We start from the raw sequence: 18,076 nt of genomic DNA, 5'->3' as shown, positions 1-18,076 counted from the left end.
ATGGTGGGTACGCTTACTACCAGCGTAATTCACTGCGCAGTGCCAGATCCCACGGCGGGACCGGGCTAAAGCGGCTCTTGAGGAATTCGAGCAGCAATCGGCTGCGAGAGTTCGTTTCATGTTCAAGGCGAAGTGCATAAATGCCGCTCGTCTCCGGTTGCGGCAAGCCAGCGTCGCAAAAAAGCGCGATCAATTCCCCGCGCAGCAGGTATTCACTGGTCAGCCACGTCGGCAAATGGGCGATTCCCAGCCCGGCCAGGGCGCCGAACAGAAGGGTTTCGGCATTGTTGGCAACCATGCGCATGCGCGATGGCCGGTACAGACGTGTCTGGCCGTCCACCTCGAATCGCCAGGCGAACGGGGGTGCCAGGCCGTCCCAGTCCAGGCCGTCATGCCCAGGCAATTGGCTGGGGCACTTGGGCAAGCCCCGTGCCGCCAGGTAGGCGGGGCTGGCGCAGGCGATGCGCACCATGTCGGCAAGGGGTGTCGCCACCAAGCGTGTATCGGCCAGCGGACCTGCCCGTAACACCAGGTCGACTTCCCCCAAATGGCTACCGTGCATGTCGACGAAGCTGTCGATCAAGCGCAACTGCACGTCAAGGCCAGGGTAGGCCATCAGAAAATCGGCGATCGCCGGTGCCAGGTGACGGCGCCCGAAGGCCGCCGGTGCATCGATGCGTATCAAGCCTTCCGGGGCATTGCTCAACGACACCGCTTCAGCCCGGGCCAGGCGTAACTCATCGATGACATGCCTGGCGCGTTCGGCAAACGCATTGCCTGCAGGCGTTGGCCGCACAGCGTGGGTGCTGCGGCTGAACAGGCGGCTGCCTAGGGCTCGCTCCAGGTTGTCGATGCGCCGGGCAACTGCTGAAGGTGTCAGCGGGTGTCGCCGGGCCGCGCCGGAGAAGCTCCCGGTTTCCAGTACATCCAGAAACAAGCTCAATTGATCGATCAATGCATCGGGGTTCATGGACAAATTCGCTTATGCAGGAAACGCACAGCCATTGTGCGTGGCTGTGCGTTTCGCTGCCAGCGTGCAGCCGCTAGCATGACGATCCCTTTGCACGATAAAAGTAGAAGGCTGATGATCGAGTGGGTGCTGTACGGCGTATTGGGTGTCGCCCTGGGAACCGTGGGTGGGCTTTTCGGCATCGGTGGCGGCCTGATTGCCATCCCGGCCCTTGGCGTGTTGTTCGGGCTTGACCAGCAATTGGCGCAGGGTACGGCGTTGGTCATGGTCGTGCCCAACGTGCTGTTGGCATTATGGCGCTATCACCAGCGCAACCGCATCGAGCTGCGGCATGCCTTGCCGCTGTCCTTGTGCAGCTTTGTGTTCGCGTGGTTGGGGTCGATCTGGGCGGTGGGGTTGGACGCACATGCCATGCGCTTGGGCTTCGTGGGCTTTCTGGTGGCGCTGGCGATCTGGAACGTGGCCAGGATGTTCATGAAAGTCAGCCCTGCCAGTACCGAGTTGCGTCATCCCTGGCCTTGGCTTGGCGTTCTCGGCAGCTTCGCCGGGACCATGGGCGGATTGTTCGGCGTCGGTGGCGCGGTCGTTGCCACGCCCATATTGACCAGCGTGTTCGGTGCCACCCAAGTGGTAGCGCAAGGGTTGTCGCTGGCCCTGGCCGCGCCGAGTACGTTGGTCACCTTGGTGACCTACGCCGTGCACCACAGTGTGGACTGGGGCGTGGGTATCCCGCTTGCGGTAGGCGGGCTGTTGAGCATCAGCTGGGGCGTGAAGTTGGCCCACGCCTTACCGGAAAAGGCGCTGCGGGCGATGTTCTGCGTTTTCCTGGTGGTCTGTGCGGTCATGCTGGGTTTCGAACTGTAGCCGCAGGCGTGTCACTTGAACCCTTCGATGATGTACTGCGCCATGCAGTCGGTGATGGGGGAGGGTGACTGACCGCCACGTACCAGCATGACGTTGGCCAGCGGCAATTCAGGCAAGCCTTCGGCTTCGCCGAGTACCCGCAGATTGCCGCCGATCAGGCTCTGCAGCTGGGCGGTCACCGCCAAGCCTGCGGTGACCACGGCAAAAATCGCTGAGAGGCTGGGGCTTGTATAGGCCACTCGGTAGTCGATGCCCTGGGTTTCCAGTGCGTTACAGGTCCAGGCGCGGCAGAAGCACTCGGTGTTGAACAATGCCAGTGGCATGGGGCGCTGCTCGTGCGGGCAGAAGCCCTCGGCCGCGGCCCATACCAGCCGTTCCTGGCGTAGCAGTTGGCCGATCTCGTTGCCGGGCTCGCGGGTGACGATGGTCAGGTCCAGGTCCTTGCGCAGCATCAGTTGGCGTGAGGTATCGCAGTGCACCTCCACCTGAACCAAGGGGTAAGCTTTGGCGAAGCTGGACAAGATGCTCGGCAGAAAACGCATGGCGTAGTCGTCCGGCGTACCGATACGCACCAAGCCCACCATGTGCGGCATGCGCAGCGTGTTGAAGACTTCGCCGTGCAGCTTGAGGATGCGCCGGGCATACCCCAGCAATACCTGACCTTCGGCGGTCAGGCGCACCTGCCGCCCCTCGCGCTCGAACAAGGGCCGCTGAAGGATATCTTCTTCCAGGCGCTTCATCTGCATGCTGACGGCCGATTGGGTGCGGTTGACCACTTCACCAGCCCGGGTGAAGCCACCTTGCTCGGCAATGGCAACGAAGGTGCGTAACACGTCAGCGTCAAGGCTCTGGTACTGGGACATTGCATCAATCTCCGAGATGCATGGCATAAGAAACATTCGTTGGATTGATCTTAATCGGCGCGTGAGACTGAAGCCATCGATAACGGAGGGCTTCACGATGAAAGGTACGATCAGCAGCGCAGAGGCTTCGGTCATTTCGTTCAGGCCGCTGTGGCGGGCGACCTGGGGGCGAGTGACCCGGTGGTTGGAGCTGCACCGCCAGCGTCAGCAGCTTGCCAGCCTGAGCGATGCCATGCTGCACGACCTGGGTTTGAGCAGGGCCGATACTCATCAGGAAATCGAGCGGCACTTCTGGGACGACCCGCTGTGCAAGTGAGCCCAGCGGTGTCCTTGTCTGGCGTTTCGGGGCTGTCGTTTAGCGCCGCACCTGTTTCAATGTTTCAGCGATCAGGAACGCCAATTCCAGCGACTGGTCGGCGTTCATTCGCGGGTCGCAGTGGGTATGGTAGCGATCCGACAGGGCATCCTCGGTGATCGGGCGAGCCCCGCCGATGCATTCGGTGACGTTCTGCCCGGTCATCTCGATATGAATACCACCCGCATGGCTGCCTTCGGCCTGGTGCACCTGGAAGAACTGCTTAACCTCGTCCAGGATCTGGGCGAAGTCGCGGGTCTTGTAGCCGCTGCTGGCCTTGATGGTATTGCCATGCATCGGGTCCGAACTCCACAGCACCTTGCGGCCCTCGCGCTCGACCGTGCGGATCAGCCCCGGCAAATGGTCCCCGACCTTGCCCGCGCCCATGCGCACGATCAGGTTCAGGCGCCCAGGGTCGTTGCTGGGGTTAAGGATGTCGATCAGGCGGATGAGCGCTTCTGGGTCCATGCTCGGGCCCACCTTGACCCCTATCGGGTTGTGCACCCCACGCAAGAACTCCACGTGTGCGCCATCGAGCTGGCGGGTGCGGTCGCCAATCCAGAGCATGTGCGCGGAGCAGTCGTAGTAGTCGCCGGTCAGGCTGTCCTGGCGCACGAAGGCCTGTTCATAGTTCAGCAGCAGGGCTTCGTGGGCCGTGAAGAAGCTGGTCTCGCGCAGCTGGGGTGCGCTGTCCAGGCCGCAGGCGCGCATGAACGCCAGGGTTTCGTCGATGCGGTTGGCCAATTGGTGGTATTTGTCGGCCAGCGCCGAATTGGCGATGAAGTCCAGGTTCCACTTGTGCACCTGATGCAGGTCGGCAAAACCGCCTTGGGCGAATGCGCGCAGCAGGTTCAGGCTGGCCGTGGACTGGTGGTAGGCCTGCAGCAGGCGCTCTGGGTCGGGGATGCGGCTCTTGGCATCGAAGCCGATACCATTGACGATGTCGCCACGGTAGGCGGGCAGGGTAACGCCGCCCAAAGTCTCCTCACCAGCCGAGCGAGGCTTGGCGAATTGCCCGGCCATGCGCCCTACCTTGACCACGGGGCAACCGGCGGCAAAGGTCATGACGATGGCCATTTGCAGCAGCACCTTGAAGGTGTCGCGAATCTTGGCCGCGGAAAATTCCGCGAAGCTCTCGGCACAGTCGCCACCTTGCAGGAGAAACGCCCGGCCCTCGGTCACCTCGGCGAACTGGCGTCGCAACTCGCGGGCTTCGCCAGCGAACACCAACGGCGGGTAACTGGCCAGGGTTTGCTCGACCTTGTGCAAGTGCGCAGCGTCAGGGTAGACGGGTTGTTGCTGGATCGGCAGGGCACGCCAGCTGTCAGGGCTCCACGTTTGGGTCATTTCAGGCTCGGTCATGTAGGTTGCAGGCTGGCAGCCATGGTAACAGCTGGCACCGTGCTTGTTGCAGCACGGGCGTTGACGGACAATGCAGCTTTTGCGGGGTGATTTGCACATGGTGGCGCAACGGCAGGAACGGTTGCTGGCACGCGTGGAGGACGCCTTTGGCGTCATCAGCGTGTACGAGGTGGATGATTACCGTTTCCTCGAATTCGGCGACGCCATCGAGCAGAGCTGCGTGTTCACGGCGGACCCCAGCTGGCTGGAGTACGACTACACCCGCGCCATGCTGGTAGGGGCGCTCTGCCATGAGCAGCCGGAAAGTGCGCTGTTCCTGGGGCTGGGCGCCGGAACCCTCACCCAGGCGTGCATGAAGTTTCTGCCCCTCGAAGACATCGAGGCCATCGAGCTGCGCCCGGATGTGCCACGTCTGGCCATGGAGTACCTTGGCCTGGATGATGACCCACGGCTATATGTGCGCATTGGTGATGCTGTCCAATTGCTGCCGACTGCGGAAACGACCGACTTGTTGTTCGTCGACCTTTATACCGACCATGGGCCGGGCGTCGGGCATCTGGCTTGGAATTTTCTTGAGGGCTGCCAGCAACGCCTCAACCCCGGCGGCTGGCTGGTGATCAATCAGTGGGCCACCGACGAGGGCAAGCCCCTTGGGGCGGCATTGCTGCGCGGGTTGTACCACCGCCACTACTGGGAGTTGCCGGTCAAGGAGGGCAACGTGATCGTGCTGGTGCCAGCCGATCTGGAGCAGACCCTGGACATGGCGGGGCTGCGGGCGCGGGCCGAGGCGCTGGCACCACGCCTGGGGTATAGCCTTGAAGGGTTGATCAAGGAAATTCGCCCGGCCAGTTGAGCCGGGCCGGTGGGATGAGCTTGCACGGGCCGCTGCGCAGTCACACAGAGGCCCTGAGCATCAAATCCGTAGCGTTTCAGTTGCTTGGCGATAATCCAAGCTACGGCCATTTAGGTGCAAAAGATGTATCGTTTCAGCTACCTCCAGCCGACATCCTCCTCAAACCCCGCGCCCTGAAAAAATTCCTCCCGTCCCGTTCGATTTCAGGTATAGTACGCGCCGGTCTTTTAGCGGGCCTCAAAAATCAGGCGGTGCAAATCCTCCGAGTCCAGCTTCGGCTGCACGTCCGCTAGGCGGACCTTCCCAAGTATCTTTTTCAATCGTTTTCGCAAATCCCCGCCGCCAAAGCTGCCTGGGTGACCTGTCGGTCTTTCATGGCTTGTGCAGCTTTGGAGCATGGGTCTTTGCGGATGCACTCTAGAGGCAGACCCATGACCCAGGAAATCGCCGGCTTCGCCGCTCTCGATCTCAATCCGAACATTGTTGCCGCTGTCGTGGCCACCGGCTATGAAGAGCCGTCGGCCATTCAGCAGCAATCGATCCCGATCATCCTCGCCGGTCACGACATGATCGGCCAGGCGCAGACGGGCACCGGCAAGACCGCTGCCTTCGCTCTGCCGATCCTCAACAAGATCGATGTGAGCAAGCGCGAGCCGCAAGCCCTGATCCTGGCACCAACCCGTGAGTTGGCGCTGCAAGTTGCAACCGCTTTCGAAACCTACGCCAAGCAGATGCCGGGCGTGAACGTCGTGGCCGTCTACGGTGGTGCCCCGATGGGCCCGCAGTTGCGCGCCATCCGCAACGGCGCGCAAATCGTCGTCGCCACCCCAGGCCGTCTGTGCGACCACTTGCGTCGTGACGAAAAGGTCCTGTCGACCGTGCAGTACCTGGTACTGGACGAAGCCGACGAGATGCTCAAGCTGGGCTTCATGGACGACCTCGAAGTGATCTTCGATGCCATCCCGGCTACGCGTCAGACCGTACTGTTCTCCGCGACCCTGCCGTCGTCGATCCGCTCGATCGCCGAACGTCACCTGCGTGAGCCCAAGCACGTCAAGATCCAGAGCAAGACCCAGACCGTCACCGCGATCGATCAGGCTCACCTGATGGTACATGCCGACCAGAAGATCCCGGCCGTGCTGCGTCTGCTGGAAGTCGAAGAGTTCGACGCGCTGATCGCCTTCGTGCGCACCAAGCAGGCTACCCTGGACCTGGCTGCCGCATTGGAAGCCAAGGGTTACAAGGCTGCTGCGCTGAACGGCGACATCGCCCAGAACCAGCGTGAGCGTGTGATCGACTCGCTCAAGGATGGCCGCCTGGACATCGTCGTCGCCACCGACGTCGCTGCCCGTGGCCTGGACGTGCCGCGCATCACCCACGTCTTCAACGTCGACATGCCGTACGATCCAGAGTCCTACGTGCACCGTATTGGCCGTACCGGCCGTGCGGGTCGCGAAGGTCGCGCACTGCTGCTGGTGACGCCCCGTGAGCGCCGCATGCTGCAGGTGATCGAGCGCGTGACTGGTCAGAAAGTTGCCGAAGCGCGCCTGCCCAACGGCCAGGCGGTGCTCGATGCCCGTATCAAGAAGCTGACCAACAGCCTGGCGCCGCTGGTTGCCGAAGCCGAAGCCACCCACGGTGAGCTGTTCGACCGCCTGACCGCCGACCTGGGCTGCAGCGCTCGCGCGCTGGCTTCTGCCCTGCTGCGCAAGGCCACCAATGGTCAAGCCCTGGACCTGGCAGCGGTAGAACGCGAACAGCCGCTGGTGCCAAGCTTCGCACCGCGTGGCGAGCGCACCGAACGTGGCGAGCGCCCGGACCGTGGCGAGCGCGAGCGTCGTGCGCCACTGCCGCTGGCAGAAGGCCGCGTACGCTGCCGTACCGCCCTGGGTGCACGTGACGGTATCGCCGCCAAGAACCTGCTGGGCGCCATCCTCAACGAAGGTGGCCTGGCGCGTGATGCCATTGGTCGCATCCAGGTGCGTGATAGCTTCAGCCTGGTCGAGCTGCCGGAAGATGGCCTCGAGAAGCTGCTGACCAAGCTCAAGGATACTCGCGTCGCTGGCAAGCAGCTCAAGCTGCGTCGCTACCGCGAAGATTGATCCCCAAGCAGTGAAAAATCCCCGGCCTAGGTCGGGGATTTTTTTTGCAAGCAATCAGGCGCTGCCTAATCGAATCGGTAGATATCCATCCCCAGCGCACCCAAGGCAAAGCCTTGGTGCACCACACCAAAAGCCCCGCGCGCGCCTAGGGCGAAGAACAGCGGCAGCAGATGCTCATCGCTTGGATGGTTGCGCACTGCAAACGGCGCCTGCGCCCTGTAGTCGAGCAGGGCCTGGGAGTCGTCGATCTGCAACTTCTCAACCATCCAGTTCCTGAAGGCCAGCGCCCACGGTGCCATCTTGTCTGGCCCAGCCTGCCAGTCCAGTTCTCCAAGATTATGCGTGATGCTGCCAGAGCCAATCAGCAGGACACCCTCTTCGCGCAGCCCGGCCAGGGCCTGGCCAATGCGTACCTGCACCGTGGGGCCCAAATGGCTGGGCAAGGACACCTGCACCAGCGGGATCTGTGCCTGCGGATACATCAGCGATAACGGTACCCAGGCGCCATGATCGAATGGCCGCTCGGCGTCTGGGTGAGCGGGTAGCCCGGCCGCCTGCAAACGCTCACAGATACGTCGCGCCAGGTCCGGATCGCCCGGTGCTGGGTACTGCACGGCGTACAGCGCTGCAGGAAAGCCAGCAAAATCATGCCAGGTGTCCGGCCTTGCGCCGCTCGTTACCGCCAGATCGCGGCTTTCCCAGTGGGCCGATACCACCACGATCGCACGTGGCGTAGGCAGCTGTTGGGCCAAGCGCGCCAGTGCAGGCCCGCTGGCGCCGGGTTGCAGTGCCAACATGGGTGAACCGTGGGAGATGAACAAGCTGGGCAGCATGGCAGGGTCCTGAGGGTTAAGATGCACGCATCTTCGGCCAAGCCTTGATCGAATCCAAATCAAGTTATGGCTATGAACCATCGAATAATCGGGAGCAAACATGGAACCGGCATTCTGGCAGCAGCGGTGGGCCGACAATCAGATTGGCTTTCATCAAGCCCAGGTTAACCCCTACCTGCAGGCCTATTGGCCTGGCTTGCATCTGGCAGCCAACAGCAAGGTCCTGGTGCCCTTGTGTGGCAAGAGCTTGGACGTACTGTGGCTGGCCAGGCAGGGGCACCGCGTGATGGGTGTGGAGTTGTCTCGTCGGGCAGTGGAGGATTTCTTCCGTGAGCAGGGGCTTGAGGCACAGGTTTCACACACAGGTGCATTCGAAGTCTGGCGCCATGGGGCGATAGAGCTGTGGTGCGGCGACTTTTTTGCGTTGTCGCGCAGCGACGTGGGTGACTGTACTGCGCTCTACGACCGAGCGGCCTTGATCGCCTTGCCTTCGGCGATGCGGGAGCAGTATGTCCGAGCGCTAGCGGTTTTGTTGCCTGCCGGCACCCAGGGGTTGGTGGTGACCTTGGACTATGACCAGGCGCTGGTGGCCGGGCCGCCGTTCTCGGTGAGCGACGACGCGTTGCGGCAAAGGTTCGCCGGCTGGCAAGTGGATGAGCTTGAGGCGGTGCAGGTGATCGAGCAGAGCCCGAAGTTCGTGCAGGCGGGTGCCTCGAGCTTGTGGGAGAGGGTCTATCGAGTCAGCCGTTGAAACCGTCACCCAGCCTTGCCGCGTTATCGAGCACTCACAAAAAAGGCGACCGAAGCCGCCTTTTGCAGGGTGGGGCGGATCAACCGCGGCGGCGCAGTGCGTCGATGCGGTCTTCCAGCGGCGGGTGGCTCATCAGCAGGCCGGCCAGGCCCTGCTTGAGGCCGCCATTGATGCCAAAGGCCTTTAGCGTATCGGGCATGTGGACCGGCAGGCCCTGCTCCACGCGCAGGCGCTGCAGGGCGCCGATCATGGCCGAGGTGCCAGCCAGGCGAGCACCGGCTTCGTCTGCGCGATACTCGCGGCGGCGCGAGAACCACATGACGATGATGCTGGCCAGAATGCCCAGAATCAGTTCGGCCACGATGGTCGCGACGTAGTAGGCGATACCCTGGCCTTCCTCGTTCTTGAAGATGACCTTGTCGACAAAGTTGCCGATGATCCGGGCGAAGAACATCACGAAGGTGTTCACCACGCCCTGGACCAGCGCCAGGGTGACCATGTCGCCGTTGGCAACGTGGCCGATCTCGTGCGCAAGCACCGCGCGCACTTCATCGGGCGAGAAACGCTCCAGCAGGCCTTGAGAGACCGCTACCAGCGCATCGTTACGGTTCCAGCCGGTGGCGAAGGCGTTGGCTTCATAGGCCGGGAAAATACCCACTTCCGGCATCTTGATGCCAGCCTCGCGGGACAACTCCTCGACCGTTTGCAGCAGCCACTGCTCATGACGAGTACGCGGCTGGCTGATGATCTGGGTGCCGGTGCTCATCTTCGCCATCCACTTGGAGATGAACAGCGAAACCAGCGAGCCGGCGAAACCGAACACCGCACAGAACACGAGCAGGCTGCCAAGGTCGAGGTCGACCCCGTTGGCCGCCATGAACCCGTTGAAACCGAACAGGCTCAGGGTAATGCTTGCAACCAGCACCACCGCAAGGTTGGTGGCCACAAACAACAGAATGCGCATCATGGTTGTTACGTTCTCCTGACGGATGAATTGTCGCTTACTGCGGGGTATATAAGGGGCCTGCCGCCGGGATTCAATCGACGGACTATTTCAAACTGTGTAAGCCGCAGTATGGCAGAGGAGGGGAAGCCGGCTGTGGGAGAGAGCATTGCAGGATGTAAGAAACATGCTACGGCGCGCGCGAGGCTGCTCTTTTTCCTAAGGCGGGCTCGCCAGCGCTCACAGCTTCAACCACGATTTCAGCCAATTGTGAGCGCCCGCGGCGCGTGTGCTTACTGCGAATAGGTCCTGAGGAAATTGCCGATTCGCCCGATGGCTGCTTCCAGGTCATCTACGCGGGGCAGTGTCACCACGCGGAAATGGTCCGGCCAAGGCCAGTTGAACGCAGTGCCCTGGACGATGAGCAGCTTCTCGGACAGCAGCAGGTCCAAGGCAAATTTCTCGTCGTTAAGGATCGGGCAGACCTTCGGGTCGATCTTCGGGAACGCATACAGCGCGCCCATGGGCTTGACGCAGCTCACGCCAGGTATGTCGTTGAGCAGTTCATAGGTGCGGTTGCGCTGCTCCAGCAAGCGCCCTGGCGGCAGCACCAGGTCGTTGATGCTTTGGTAGCCACCCAGTGCTGTCTGAATGGCGTGCTGGGCCGGTACGTTGGCGCACAAGCGCATGTTGGCCAGCATGTCGATGCCTTCGATGTAGCTCAGGGCATGGTGCTTGGGCCCGGAAATGATCAGCCAACCGGAGCGAAAGCCTGCCACGCGGTAGGACTTGGACAGGCCGTTGAAGGTCAGGCACAGCAAGTCCGGTGCCAGGGAGGCCGTGCTGATGTGCACCGCTTCGTCATAAAGAATCTTGTCGTAGATTTCGTCTGAGAACACCACCAGGTTGTGCTGGCGAGCCAGTTCCAGCATGCCCCGCAACAGCTCCGTGGAGTAGACCGCGCCCGTGGGGTTGTTGGGGTTGATGATGACCAATGCCTTGGTGTTGGGGGTGATCTTGGCCTTGATGTCCTCCAGGTCCGGGAACCAGTCGGCTTGCTCGTCGCACAGGTAGTGCACCGGTTTGCCACCGGCCAGGCTTACGGCTGCCGTCCACAGGGGGTAGTCGGGGGCGGGGATGAGCACCTCGTCACCGTTGTTCAGCAGGGCCTGCATCGACATGACGATCAACTCGGACACGCCGTTGCCCAGGTAGATGTCTTCGATGCCGACGCCTTCGATGCCCTTTTGCTGGCAGTACTGCATCACCGCCTTGCGGGCGCTGAACAGGCCTTTGGAATCGCTGTAGCCCTGCGCGGTAGGCAGGTTGCGGATCACGTCCTGCAGAATTTCATCGGGCGCCTCGAAACCGAACGGCGCCGGGTTGCCGATGTTCAGCTTGAGGATGCGGTGGCCTTCCTCTTCCAGGCGCTTGGCGTGCTTGAGCACAGGGCCGCGAATGTCGTAGCACACATTGGCGAGCTTGTTCGATTTGCTGAACTGCATGATGGAATCCCGATTGAGAAAACGCGCTATGCCCGGCCGAAAGGTTTGTAAGGGCACAAAGCGGGTGCGAGACTGAACGCCTTGCACACGAAGCCAACTAATATACGTGCCACCCGCGCCCCGGAAAAGACGGCGCAGGGTGAAATTGAGCCTGCCGAGGTAGCCCCATGCAAAAGATCGAGAAAACCCTGGAACAGTGGCGGTCGATGCTCGACCCCGAGCAATACCAGGTGTGCCGTCTGAAAGGTACCGAAAGGCCGTTCAGCGGCAAGTACAACAGCGAGCGCCGCGACGGCATCTATCACTGCATCTGCTGCGGGTTGGCATTGTTCGATGCCCAGACCAAGTTCGACTCGGGCTGTGGTTGGCCAAGCTTCTACGCCCCCATCGAGGACAGCGCGATGATCGAGATCCGCGACACGTCCCACGGCATGATCCGCACCGAGGTCACCTGTGCCCGCTGCGATGCTCACCTGGGCCACGTGTTCCCCGACGGGCCGCCACCGACCGGGCTGCGCTACTGCATCAACTCGGTGTGCATCGACTTGCGCCCCCGTGACTGACCGGAGCTCGAACATGGCCGCATCGCTGCTGGATATTCCCTGTGTCACCATTACAGGCGAGCACAAGAAGCTGGGCGACTTCCCAGGCAAGGCCGTGCTGGTGGTCAACACCGCCAGCCAGTGCGGTTTCACGCCGCAATACGCCGGGTTGGAACAGCTGTGGCAGAGGTACCGTGATCGGGGGCTGATGGTGCTGGGCTTTCCCTGCAACCAGTTCGGCAAGCAGGAGCCGGGTGAGGCGCGTGATATCGCGCAGTTCTGCCAGCGCAATTTCGGCGTGAGCTTTGCGCTGTTTCGCAAGGTGGAGGTCAACGGCCCAGGTGCCCATCCCTTGTTCGCCGAGCTCAAACAGCGGGCGCCTGGCATTCTGGGTAGCCAGAAGATCAAGTGGAACTTCACCAAGTTCCTGCTCGACCCGGTCAGCGGCCAGGTGGTGCGTTATGCGCCGACCACCAAGCCGCAGGCATTGGAGGCGGACATAGAGCGCCTGCTCAGCCGCTGACCGGTACCCAGCGATCGACCACGGCCAGCAGATCCTCGCGCCGGAACGGCTTGGCCAGGTAATCGTCCATGCCGGCCGCCCGGCATCGCTCGCGCTCCTCGGGCATTGCATTGGCGGTGAGTGCGACAATCGGCAGCCCTGGCCAACGGCCGCGCTCACGGATGTGCCGGGTGGCCTCGTAGCCATCCATCACCGGCATGTTGCAGTCCATCAGCACCAGGTCGAAGGCCTGCTCCTCAAGCCGCGCCAGGGCTTCGACACCTTGCGTGGCCAATTCGACCTGACACCCCAGCTTTGCCAGCATGCCCTTGGCCACCAGTTGATTGACGGGGTTGTCCTCCACCAGCAGGATGCGTGCCCGGCCTTTGGCTGTAGCGGTGGGCGGGGTTGCCAATGGGTGCTCGGCATCGTGTCCTTGCAATACCCGATGCAGCGTCTGGTACAGCGCCCCCCGGGTCAGCGGGCGCGCGAGCTGATGCAGGGGGGCCATGGCCAACGCCTGTTCACTGGGCAGGAAATTGCCGTAGGCAGTGACGAGCAGAATGGGTATCTGCGAAACCCTGCGCACTTCGGCCAGCGCTTGCACATCGTCGAGGATCAGCAGGTCGGTTGTGCCGGCCACGGTCTCAATGCCGTCGTGACGTGCATACGCCAGGCCCAAGGCCGGTAGCAGGCCAAGCATCAGCTCATGCAGGCCACTGCCCGCTGCGGTCAGTGCAGCCACGCTGGCGTGCAAAGGCTCGGGCGCATCGGCCTTGGCGCAGGCGTTGAGGGGTAGCTCTGCGGTGAAGCGGCTGCCAAAACCCGGCTGGGACCGGATATGCAGATGCCCGTGCATGGCCTTGCACAGGTTACGGGTCAGGGCCAGGCCCAGGCCGGTACCGCCGTACTGACGCGTGATGCCTGCGCCGGCCTGGGTGAAGGGCTGGAAGATACGCGCTTGCGCATCTTCAGGGATGCCGATGCCGGTATCCCGGACTTCCAGGCGCACGCCGCCGATCATTGGCTCAAGCCTTACGTCCACCCGCCCGAAGCGCGTGAATTTCAAGGCATTGGACAACAGGTTGCCGACGATCTGGCGCACCCGCGTGGGGTCGCCCAACACGCTTGCCGGGAAGTCGTGGGCAATCAGGCAGGTCAGTTCGACCCCTTGAGCCACGTTCTGCGACAGCAGGCTGGCGGTGTCCTCGACCAAGGTCGCCATGTCGAAGGGGATGTGTTCGAGCTCAAGCTGGCCTGCATCGAATTTCGACAGATCGAGGATATCGTTGAGCAATTCGACCAGGACTTTGCCGGAATCATGGGCAATGGCCAGCTGCTGGCGCTGCTCGCCCGGCAGTGGGTTGTCCAGCGCCAGGGCGATCATGCCGAGCATCCCGTTGAGGGGCGTGCGGATCTCGTGGCTCATGTTGGCCAGGAACGCCGCCCGTGCATGGGCCATGTCCAGCGCCCGCCGCCGGGCTTGCTCAAGCTCCTGGTTGGTCAGGCTGAGGTTGTCGTTGCTCGCCTTGAGTTCGTCGGTGCGGGCCGCAACGATATTCTCCAGCTCGTTGAGGTACTGGGTGAGCCGATTCTCGGCCGTACGGCGCTGCTCGATCTCGGTGGACATGCTGACGAACTGCTGGTTGGCCACCTTCACCAGCACACCGATTTCATCGTGCTCATGACCGGGCGGGCATTGCAGTCGTCCCTGCATGGGCTTGCGCGCATCGCCGCCGCTCAGCGCACCGATCACCGTGACCAACGGCTTGGTCAGCATCATGTAGAACAGTGCCAGCAACAGGCCTGTCAGCACCAGGCTGCGGGCAAAGCCGTTGAGCAGGGTGAGGCCGGCGCGGTCGAGAAAACGCCGGCCGAAGGGGTAGGTGTCCACGTCCAGGTACAGCGTGCCCAGGTACTCGTCGGGCATGTGGGTGAGAAACAGGGGGTCGCGCAGTTGGCGATGATCGCCGAAGAGAAAGTCGCTGATCGGCCTGTAGCGGTCTTCGAGTCGCGGTCGCTCCACGTCGGCCAGCACCGTCTCGTTGTTGTCGATCAACCGTGCACGCACGATGGCAGGCGACTCCAGAAGCCCCCGGGTCAACTCCAGTGCCAGTTCCGAGTCGATGTTGTAGGCAATGCGCGAGGCCGGGTTGTGGCTGATTTGCAGCAGCGCACGCACTTCGCGGTTGATCGAGGCGTCTTCGCTGGCATAATCGATGCCGATCTGGACAAGACTGAGCAATGTTCCCAGGATGAAGCCAACCAGGACTGTCAACCGGGCTTGCTTGTATGACAGGCGATTGGTGAACTTGATATCCATGAGTCCCGAGCCGGTTCCACATTCCTTGCGCTGCGCAAGCATAGCCGATCGATCGCGGCTGCTGGCGGGTCTGTCACATATTCAGCCCTGATCAGGCTGACCGCCTGGGCTGGCCGTTTCATTGCTCAATAGCCTTGTACGTCATGGCTCGGTGCTACGTGCCGTTGCGACTGTACGGGGCGGGTCAAGGATAACGGGCCACCCGCCAACCCGAATTCGAATGTGTAGGAGTCGTCATGGACGCCCGCTTGATTGCTTTTCTGGACCGCGCCGAAACGGTGCTGGCCCGTCTCGAACCGCTGCTGCCGGCACCGCGTCCGGAGATCGACTGGTCCGCGACCCTGGCTGCCCGTTGGCAGCGCGACGGCCGCAGTGGCTACCTGATGCCGCTGGAGGTCAGCTTGGATATCCGCCTGAGCGACCTGATCGGCGTCGACCAGCAGCGTGACCAGCTTGGCCGCAATACCCATCAGTTCATCAATGGCCTGCCCGCCAACCACGCGTTGCTGTGGGGCTCGCGCGGCACGGGCAAGTCTTCGCTGGTGCGCGCGCTGCTGGCCGAGCACGCCAAGGCGGGGCTGCGCTTGATCGAAATCGAACGCGACCATTTGGCCGACCTGCCGCGGGTGGTCGAGCAACTGCAGAAATTGCCGCAGCGCTTCATCCTGTTCTGCGACGACCTGTCGTTCGAGGCAGGCGAAGGCGACTACCGAGTGCTCAAGAGCGTACTCGATGGCTCGCTGGAGCAGGCCCCGGACAACGTCCTGTTGTACGCCACGTCCAACCGCCGCCACCTGGTGCCGGAGAAACAGAGCGACAACGAAAACTGGCAGATGGTCGATGGCGAGTTGCATCCCAACGAAGCGGTGGAAGACAAGATCGCCTTGTCCGACCGCTTCGGGTTGTGGCTGTCTTTCTACCCCTTCAGCCAGGAGCACTTCCTCGATGTGGTCGAGCACTGGATCGGCCAGCTCGCGCGCCCGGCCGGGCTGCGCTGGCAGCGTGACGAAGCCCTGGACATACTCGCCGTGCGCTGGGCTACTGGCCGCGGTAATCGTAATGGCCGATGTGCCTATCAGTTCGCCCGCTATTGGGTCGGGCTGCAATTGCTGGAGCAAACCCGATGATCGATCTTAATGCCAGTGGTGCTGGCCTGGACGGCTACGCCTTGCTGGCGGCGCAAGTCCAGGCGCTGTTCGCCGACGAGCGTGACTTCACCGCCAACGCCGCGCAGTTCTCGGCCTTCGTCTATCACCAGATCGAAGACCTGAACTGGGCGGGGTTCTACATCAATCGCGATGAACAGCTGGTGCTCGGCCCGTTCCAGGGCCAGGTGGCCTGCGTGCGCATTCCCTTTGGCAAAGGCGTATGCGGCACGGCGGCAGCCACTCGACAAACCCAGCGGGTAGAGGACGTGCATGCCTTTGCCGGGCACATAGCCTGCGACAGCGCGTCCAACAGCGAGCTGGTGATTCCACTGATCAAGGAGGGCAGGCTGGTGGGCGTGCTGGATCTGGATAGCCCCACGGTTGGGCGTTTCAGTGAGGCCGATCAGGCGGGGCTTGAGCAGCTGGCGGCGATTTTCCTGCAACTGACTGACTGCTGATCGCCCCTGAGCCGGTATCGGCGGCATGCCTGAGCCGCCGGTATGGGCAAGATGTTCAGTCGTACATCGCCTTCTTCTTCCAGGTTTCCTCGTCGTCGGTTTTCAAGCCTTCGGTCAGCTCGTTTTCTTCGTCTTCGGTCGGCGCCAGCTGATCCAGCACTTGGGCGTTCACCCGCGCCAGCAGTTTTTCAAGGTACGTCAGCTGCTCTTCATAGACCTTCGGTTCGGGCTGCTTGCGCAGGTATTGCACGCCCCGTTCGAAGGCCAGGCGGGCCTGGCCGGGCTGTTCGTTCTGCAAGGCCTGCTGGCCGAGGTTGTTGAAGAACTCGATATGCAGCAATACAAGGATGTGGCGAATTTCCTTGAGCCAGTGCTTGGCTTCCAGAGCAGGTAAGAAGCCTTCCTGCGCGGCGCGGGTGATCTGGTTGTGCAAGGCTTCGAGCAGAAACCGCACGTCCTTGGCCTTGGCTTCGGTCAGAATCGGGTTGGGTGGGTTGTTGACCGGTATCTGCTCGCCCTTGGCGATCAGCGCTTCTACTTCAGCGATGCGCGCCTTGATGTCGGCATTGTGCTTGTCCAGGGCAAGCTGGCGCTGGTTCACATTGAGTTCCAGCCGGGTCAGCAGCAATTTGAGCCCAGGAGTCATGTACTGGCCGGGGAAGGTTTCACTGATTTCGCCACAGCGACGCAGGCGATCGGCCAGTTCGATCTTCAATCGAGCGCGCTCGAGCTTGCCGTTCTCGACCACGTTATTGAGGTAGCCAATCAGAATCAGCAGTGCGATACCCGCCACGACGAGCAGGGTGATCAGTAGTGGTGTCACCGTGAATGCCTCATGAAATGGATTGCATCATTGAGTGTAGGGGCGAGGTTGGATAATCCCTGACAGCCTGTGTTCATTATCGGCCGTTTGCCCAGTGGCTGAATGCTGGCACATTTATGCGTCGCTGACGTTAGAAATTCAGCTCGGGCTTTGTCTAACGCATGGGCGAGCTGGGACGGCAGGGCGGGAAGTCATTGATTTAAATAAATTTCTACAAAAGGGTTGACGGCCTATCCATCCCTCCATAGAATGCGCGCCACTTGCAGCGTAAAGCACACAGCAGAACGCAGCAGGAAGTGAAAGCAGGCAGTAATGCCAGCAGCGTGTCCCCTTCGTCTAGTGGCCTAGGACACCGCCCTTTCACGGCGGTAACAGGGGTTCGAGTCCCCTAGGGGACGCCATATTGCGGGAATAGCTCAGTTGGTAGAGCACGACCTTGCCAAGGTCGGGGTCGCGAGTTCGAGTCTCGTTTCCCGCTCCAAGTTCTCCGGCAACGCTTAACGGCGGGGCGGGAAATAAAAATCCAGTCTGAATCGTGAGGTTCAGGTGCTGGTGCACTGAAAAGTGTTGTGTGTCCCCTTCGTCTAGTGGCCTAGGACACCGCCCTTTCACGGCGGTAACAGGGGTTCGAGTCCCCTAGGGGACGCCATTGCGGGAATAGCTCAGTTGGTAGAGCACGACCTTGCCAAGGTCGGGGTCGCGAGTTCGAGTCTCGTTTCCCGCTCCAATTATTCATCTATAGACGTCCACCAAAGTCTGTAGGTTATTGATTCAACAGGGTTTTAGCCCTGGGGAATGTCTAGCGAAAGCTGCTCAGTTCCACTGTCAACCACGCCCAATCAGTACACGAAACAGTACATGAAATTCGGGCGGTTGCTG

16 protein-coding genes, 4 tRNA genes and 1 pseudogene are annotated in these 18,076 nt (G+C 61.8%); 13 read left to right on the top strand and 8 right to left on the bottom strand.

All coding sequences use genetic code 11. From position 1 onward, the window contains the following. Positions 1-16 precede the first annotated feature (16 nt). The gene (locus FS767_RS12770) at positions 17-970 is read right to left on the bottom strand and encodes a LysR family transcriptional regulator (protein WP_144965993.1); all 954 of its coding nucleotides are present in this window, start codon (positions 968-970) and stop codon (positions 17-19) included. A gap of 114 nt (positions 971-1,084) precedes the next feature. On the opposite strand from FS767_RS12770, the gene FS767_RS12765 reads away from it, so the two are divergent. Then, entirely contained in the window at positions 1,085-1,834 is a 750-nt protein-coding gene (locus FS767_RS12765) for a sulfite exporter TauE/SafE family protein (RefSeq protein WP_144965991.1), read from the top strand. Between the two features lie 11 nt (positions 1,835-1,845). Here the strand turns inward: FS767_RS12765 and FS767_RS12760 are convergent, their stop codons facing one another. Then, positions 1,846-2,697, bottom strand: a complete 852-nt coding sequence (locus FS767_RS12760) for a LysR substrate-binding domain-containing protein (RefSeq protein WP_023535366.1) — start codon at positions 2,695-2,697, stop codon at positions 1,846-1,848. A 97-nt stretch (positions 2,698-2,794) separates the two neighbouring features. Between FS767_RS12760 and FS767_RS12755 the strand changes: the two genes are divergently transcribed. Further along, positions 2,795-3,013, top strand: coding sequence for a DUF1127 domain-containing protein (locus tag FS767_RS12755; protein ID WP_144965989.1), 219 nt, complete (start codon positions 2,795-2,797; stop codon positions 3,011-3,013). Between the two features lie 39 nt (positions 3,014-3,052). Here the strand turns inward: FS767_RS12755 and FS767_RS12750 are convergent, their stop codons facing one another. After that, a complete protein-coding gene (locus FS767_RS12750; protein ID WP_144965987.1) occupies positions 3,053-4,399 on the bottom strand; it encodes a class II 3-deoxy-7-phosphoheptulonate synthase in 1,347 nt (448 codons plus the stop codon). A gap of 112 nt (positions 4,400-4,511) precedes the next feature. Here FS767_RS12750 and FS767_RS12745 point away from each other — a divergent pair, with 112 nt between their 5' ends. After that, entirely contained in the window at positions 4,512-5,267 is a 756-nt protein-coding gene (locus FS767_RS12745) for a spermidine synthase (protein WP_078479397.1), read from the top strand. A gap of 396 nt (positions 5,268-5,663) precedes the next feature. Further along, positions 5,664-7,369, top strand: a pseudogene (locus tag FS767_RS12735) (DEAD/DEAH box helicase). Between the two features lie 65 nt (positions 7,370-7,434). Here the strand turns inward: FS767_RS12735 and FS767_RS12730 are convergent. Beyond that, positions 7,435-8,202 (bottom strand): class III extradiol ring-cleavage dioxygenase, encoded by a 768-nt coding sequence (locus tag FS767_RS12730; protein ID WP_144965985.1) that lies wholly within the window; start codon positions 8,200-8,202, stop codon positions 7,435-7,437. Positions 8,203-8,302: 100 nt separating this feature from the next. Between FS767_RS12730 and FS767_RS12725 the strand changes: the two genes are divergently transcribed. Beyond that, positions 8,303-8,953 (top strand): thiopurine S-methyltransferase, encoded by a 651-nt coding sequence (locus tag FS767_RS12725; protein ID WP_144965983.1) that lies wholly within the window; start codon positions 8,303-8,305, stop codon positions 8,951-8,953. Between the two features lie 79 nt (positions 8,954-9,032). Here FS767_RS12725 and htpX read toward each other — a convergent pair whose 3' ends face one another. Both htpX and FS767_RS12715 read right to left on the bottom strand, forming a co-directional pair. Next, a complete protein-coding gene (gene htpX, locus FS767_RS12720; protein ID WP_023535364.1) occupies positions 9,033-9,920 on the bottom strand; it encodes a protease HtpX in 888 nt (295 codons plus the stop codon). A 269-nt stretch (positions 9,921-10,189) separates the two neighbouring features. Then, positions 10,190-11,401 (bottom strand): pyridoxal phosphate-dependent aminotransferase, encoded by a 1,212-nt coding sequence (locus FS767_RS12715; RefSeq protein WP_058605778.1) that lies wholly within the window; start codon positions 11,399-11,401, stop codon positions 10,190-10,192. Between the two features lie 167 nt (positions 11,402-11,568). Here FS767_RS12715 and msrB point away from each other — a divergent pair, with 167 nt between their 5' ends. Together msrB and FS767_RS12705 are read left to right on the top strand one after the other, a co-directional pair. Next, positions 11,569-11,964, top strand: a complete 396-nt coding sequence (msrB, locus tag FS767_RS12710; RefSeq protein ID WP_025338187.1) for a peptide-methionine (R)-S-oxide reductase MsrB — start codon at positions 11,569-11,571, stop codon at positions 11,962-11,964. Positions 11,965-11,977: 13 nt separating this feature from the next. After that, complete coding sequence (locus tag FS767_RS12705) at positions 11,978-12,466, top strand: glutathione peroxidase (RefSeq protein WP_144965981.1); 489 nt, start codon at positions 11,978-11,980, stop codon at positions 12,464-12,466. Here FS767_RS12705 and FS767_RS12700 read toward each other — a convergent pair. Beyond that, a complete protein-coding gene (locus FS767_RS12700; RefSeq protein ID WP_144965979.1) occupies positions 12,456-14,810 on the bottom strand; it encodes a response regulator in 2,355 nt (784 codons plus the stop codon). The genes FS767_RS12705 and FS767_RS12700 overlap by 11 nt on opposite strands. 194 nt (positions 14,811-15,004) lie before the next feature. On the opposite strand from FS767_RS12700, the gene FS767_RS12695 reads away from it, so the two are divergent. After that, the gene (locus FS767_RS12695) at positions 15,005-15,895 is read left to right on the top strand and encodes an ATP-binding protein (protein WP_144965977.1); all 891 of its coding nucleotides are present in this window, start codon (positions 15,005-15,007) and stop codon (positions 15,893-15,895) included. Further along, positions 15,892-16,374, top strand: a complete 483-nt coding sequence (locus tag FS767_RS12690) for a GAF domain-containing protein (RefSeq protein ID WP_058605774.1) — start codon at positions 15,892-15,894, stop codon at positions 16,372-16,374. The genes FS767_RS12695 and FS767_RS12690 overlap by 4 nt, the downstream gene beginning before the upstream one ends. A gap of 55 nt (positions 16,375-16,429) precedes the next feature. Here the strand turns inward: FS767_RS12690 and FS767_RS12685 are convergent, their stop codons facing one another. Next, a complete protein-coding gene (locus tag FS767_RS12685) occupies positions 16,430-17,197 on the bottom strand; it encodes a hypothetical protein (protein WP_023535381.1) in 768 nt (255 codons plus the stop codon). Positions 17,198-17,522: 325 nt separating this feature from the next. On the opposite strand from FS767_RS12685, the gene FS767_RS12680 reads away from it, so the two are divergent. From FS767_RS12680 to FS767_RS12665, 4 genes are all read left to right on the top strand, one after another. Beyond that, positions 17,523-17,598, top strand: a tRNA-Glu gene (locus FS767_RS12680). Positions 17,599-17,602: 4 nt separating this feature from the next. After that, a tRNA-Gly gene (locus tag FS767_RS12675) sits at positions 17,603-17,678 on the top strand. Between the two features lie 92 nt (positions 17,679-17,770). Beyond that, a tRNA-Glu gene (locus FS767_RS12670) sits at positions 17,771-17,846 on the top strand. Positions 17,847-17,848: 2 nt separating this feature from the next. After that, positions 17,849-17,924 (top strand) — tRNA-Gly (locus tag FS767_RS12665). Positions 17,925-18,076: the final 152 nt, after the last annotated feature.

The organism is Pseudomonas sp. DE0010 (genome assembly GCF_007680745.1).
GTDB lineage: Bacteria > Pseudomonadota > Gammaproteobacteria > Pseudomonadales > Pseudomonadaceae > Aquipseudomonas > Aquipseudomonas parafulva_B.
Note: the sequence above shows the minus strand (reverse complement) of the source record. Positions and strands in the feature narration are given on the sequence as shown.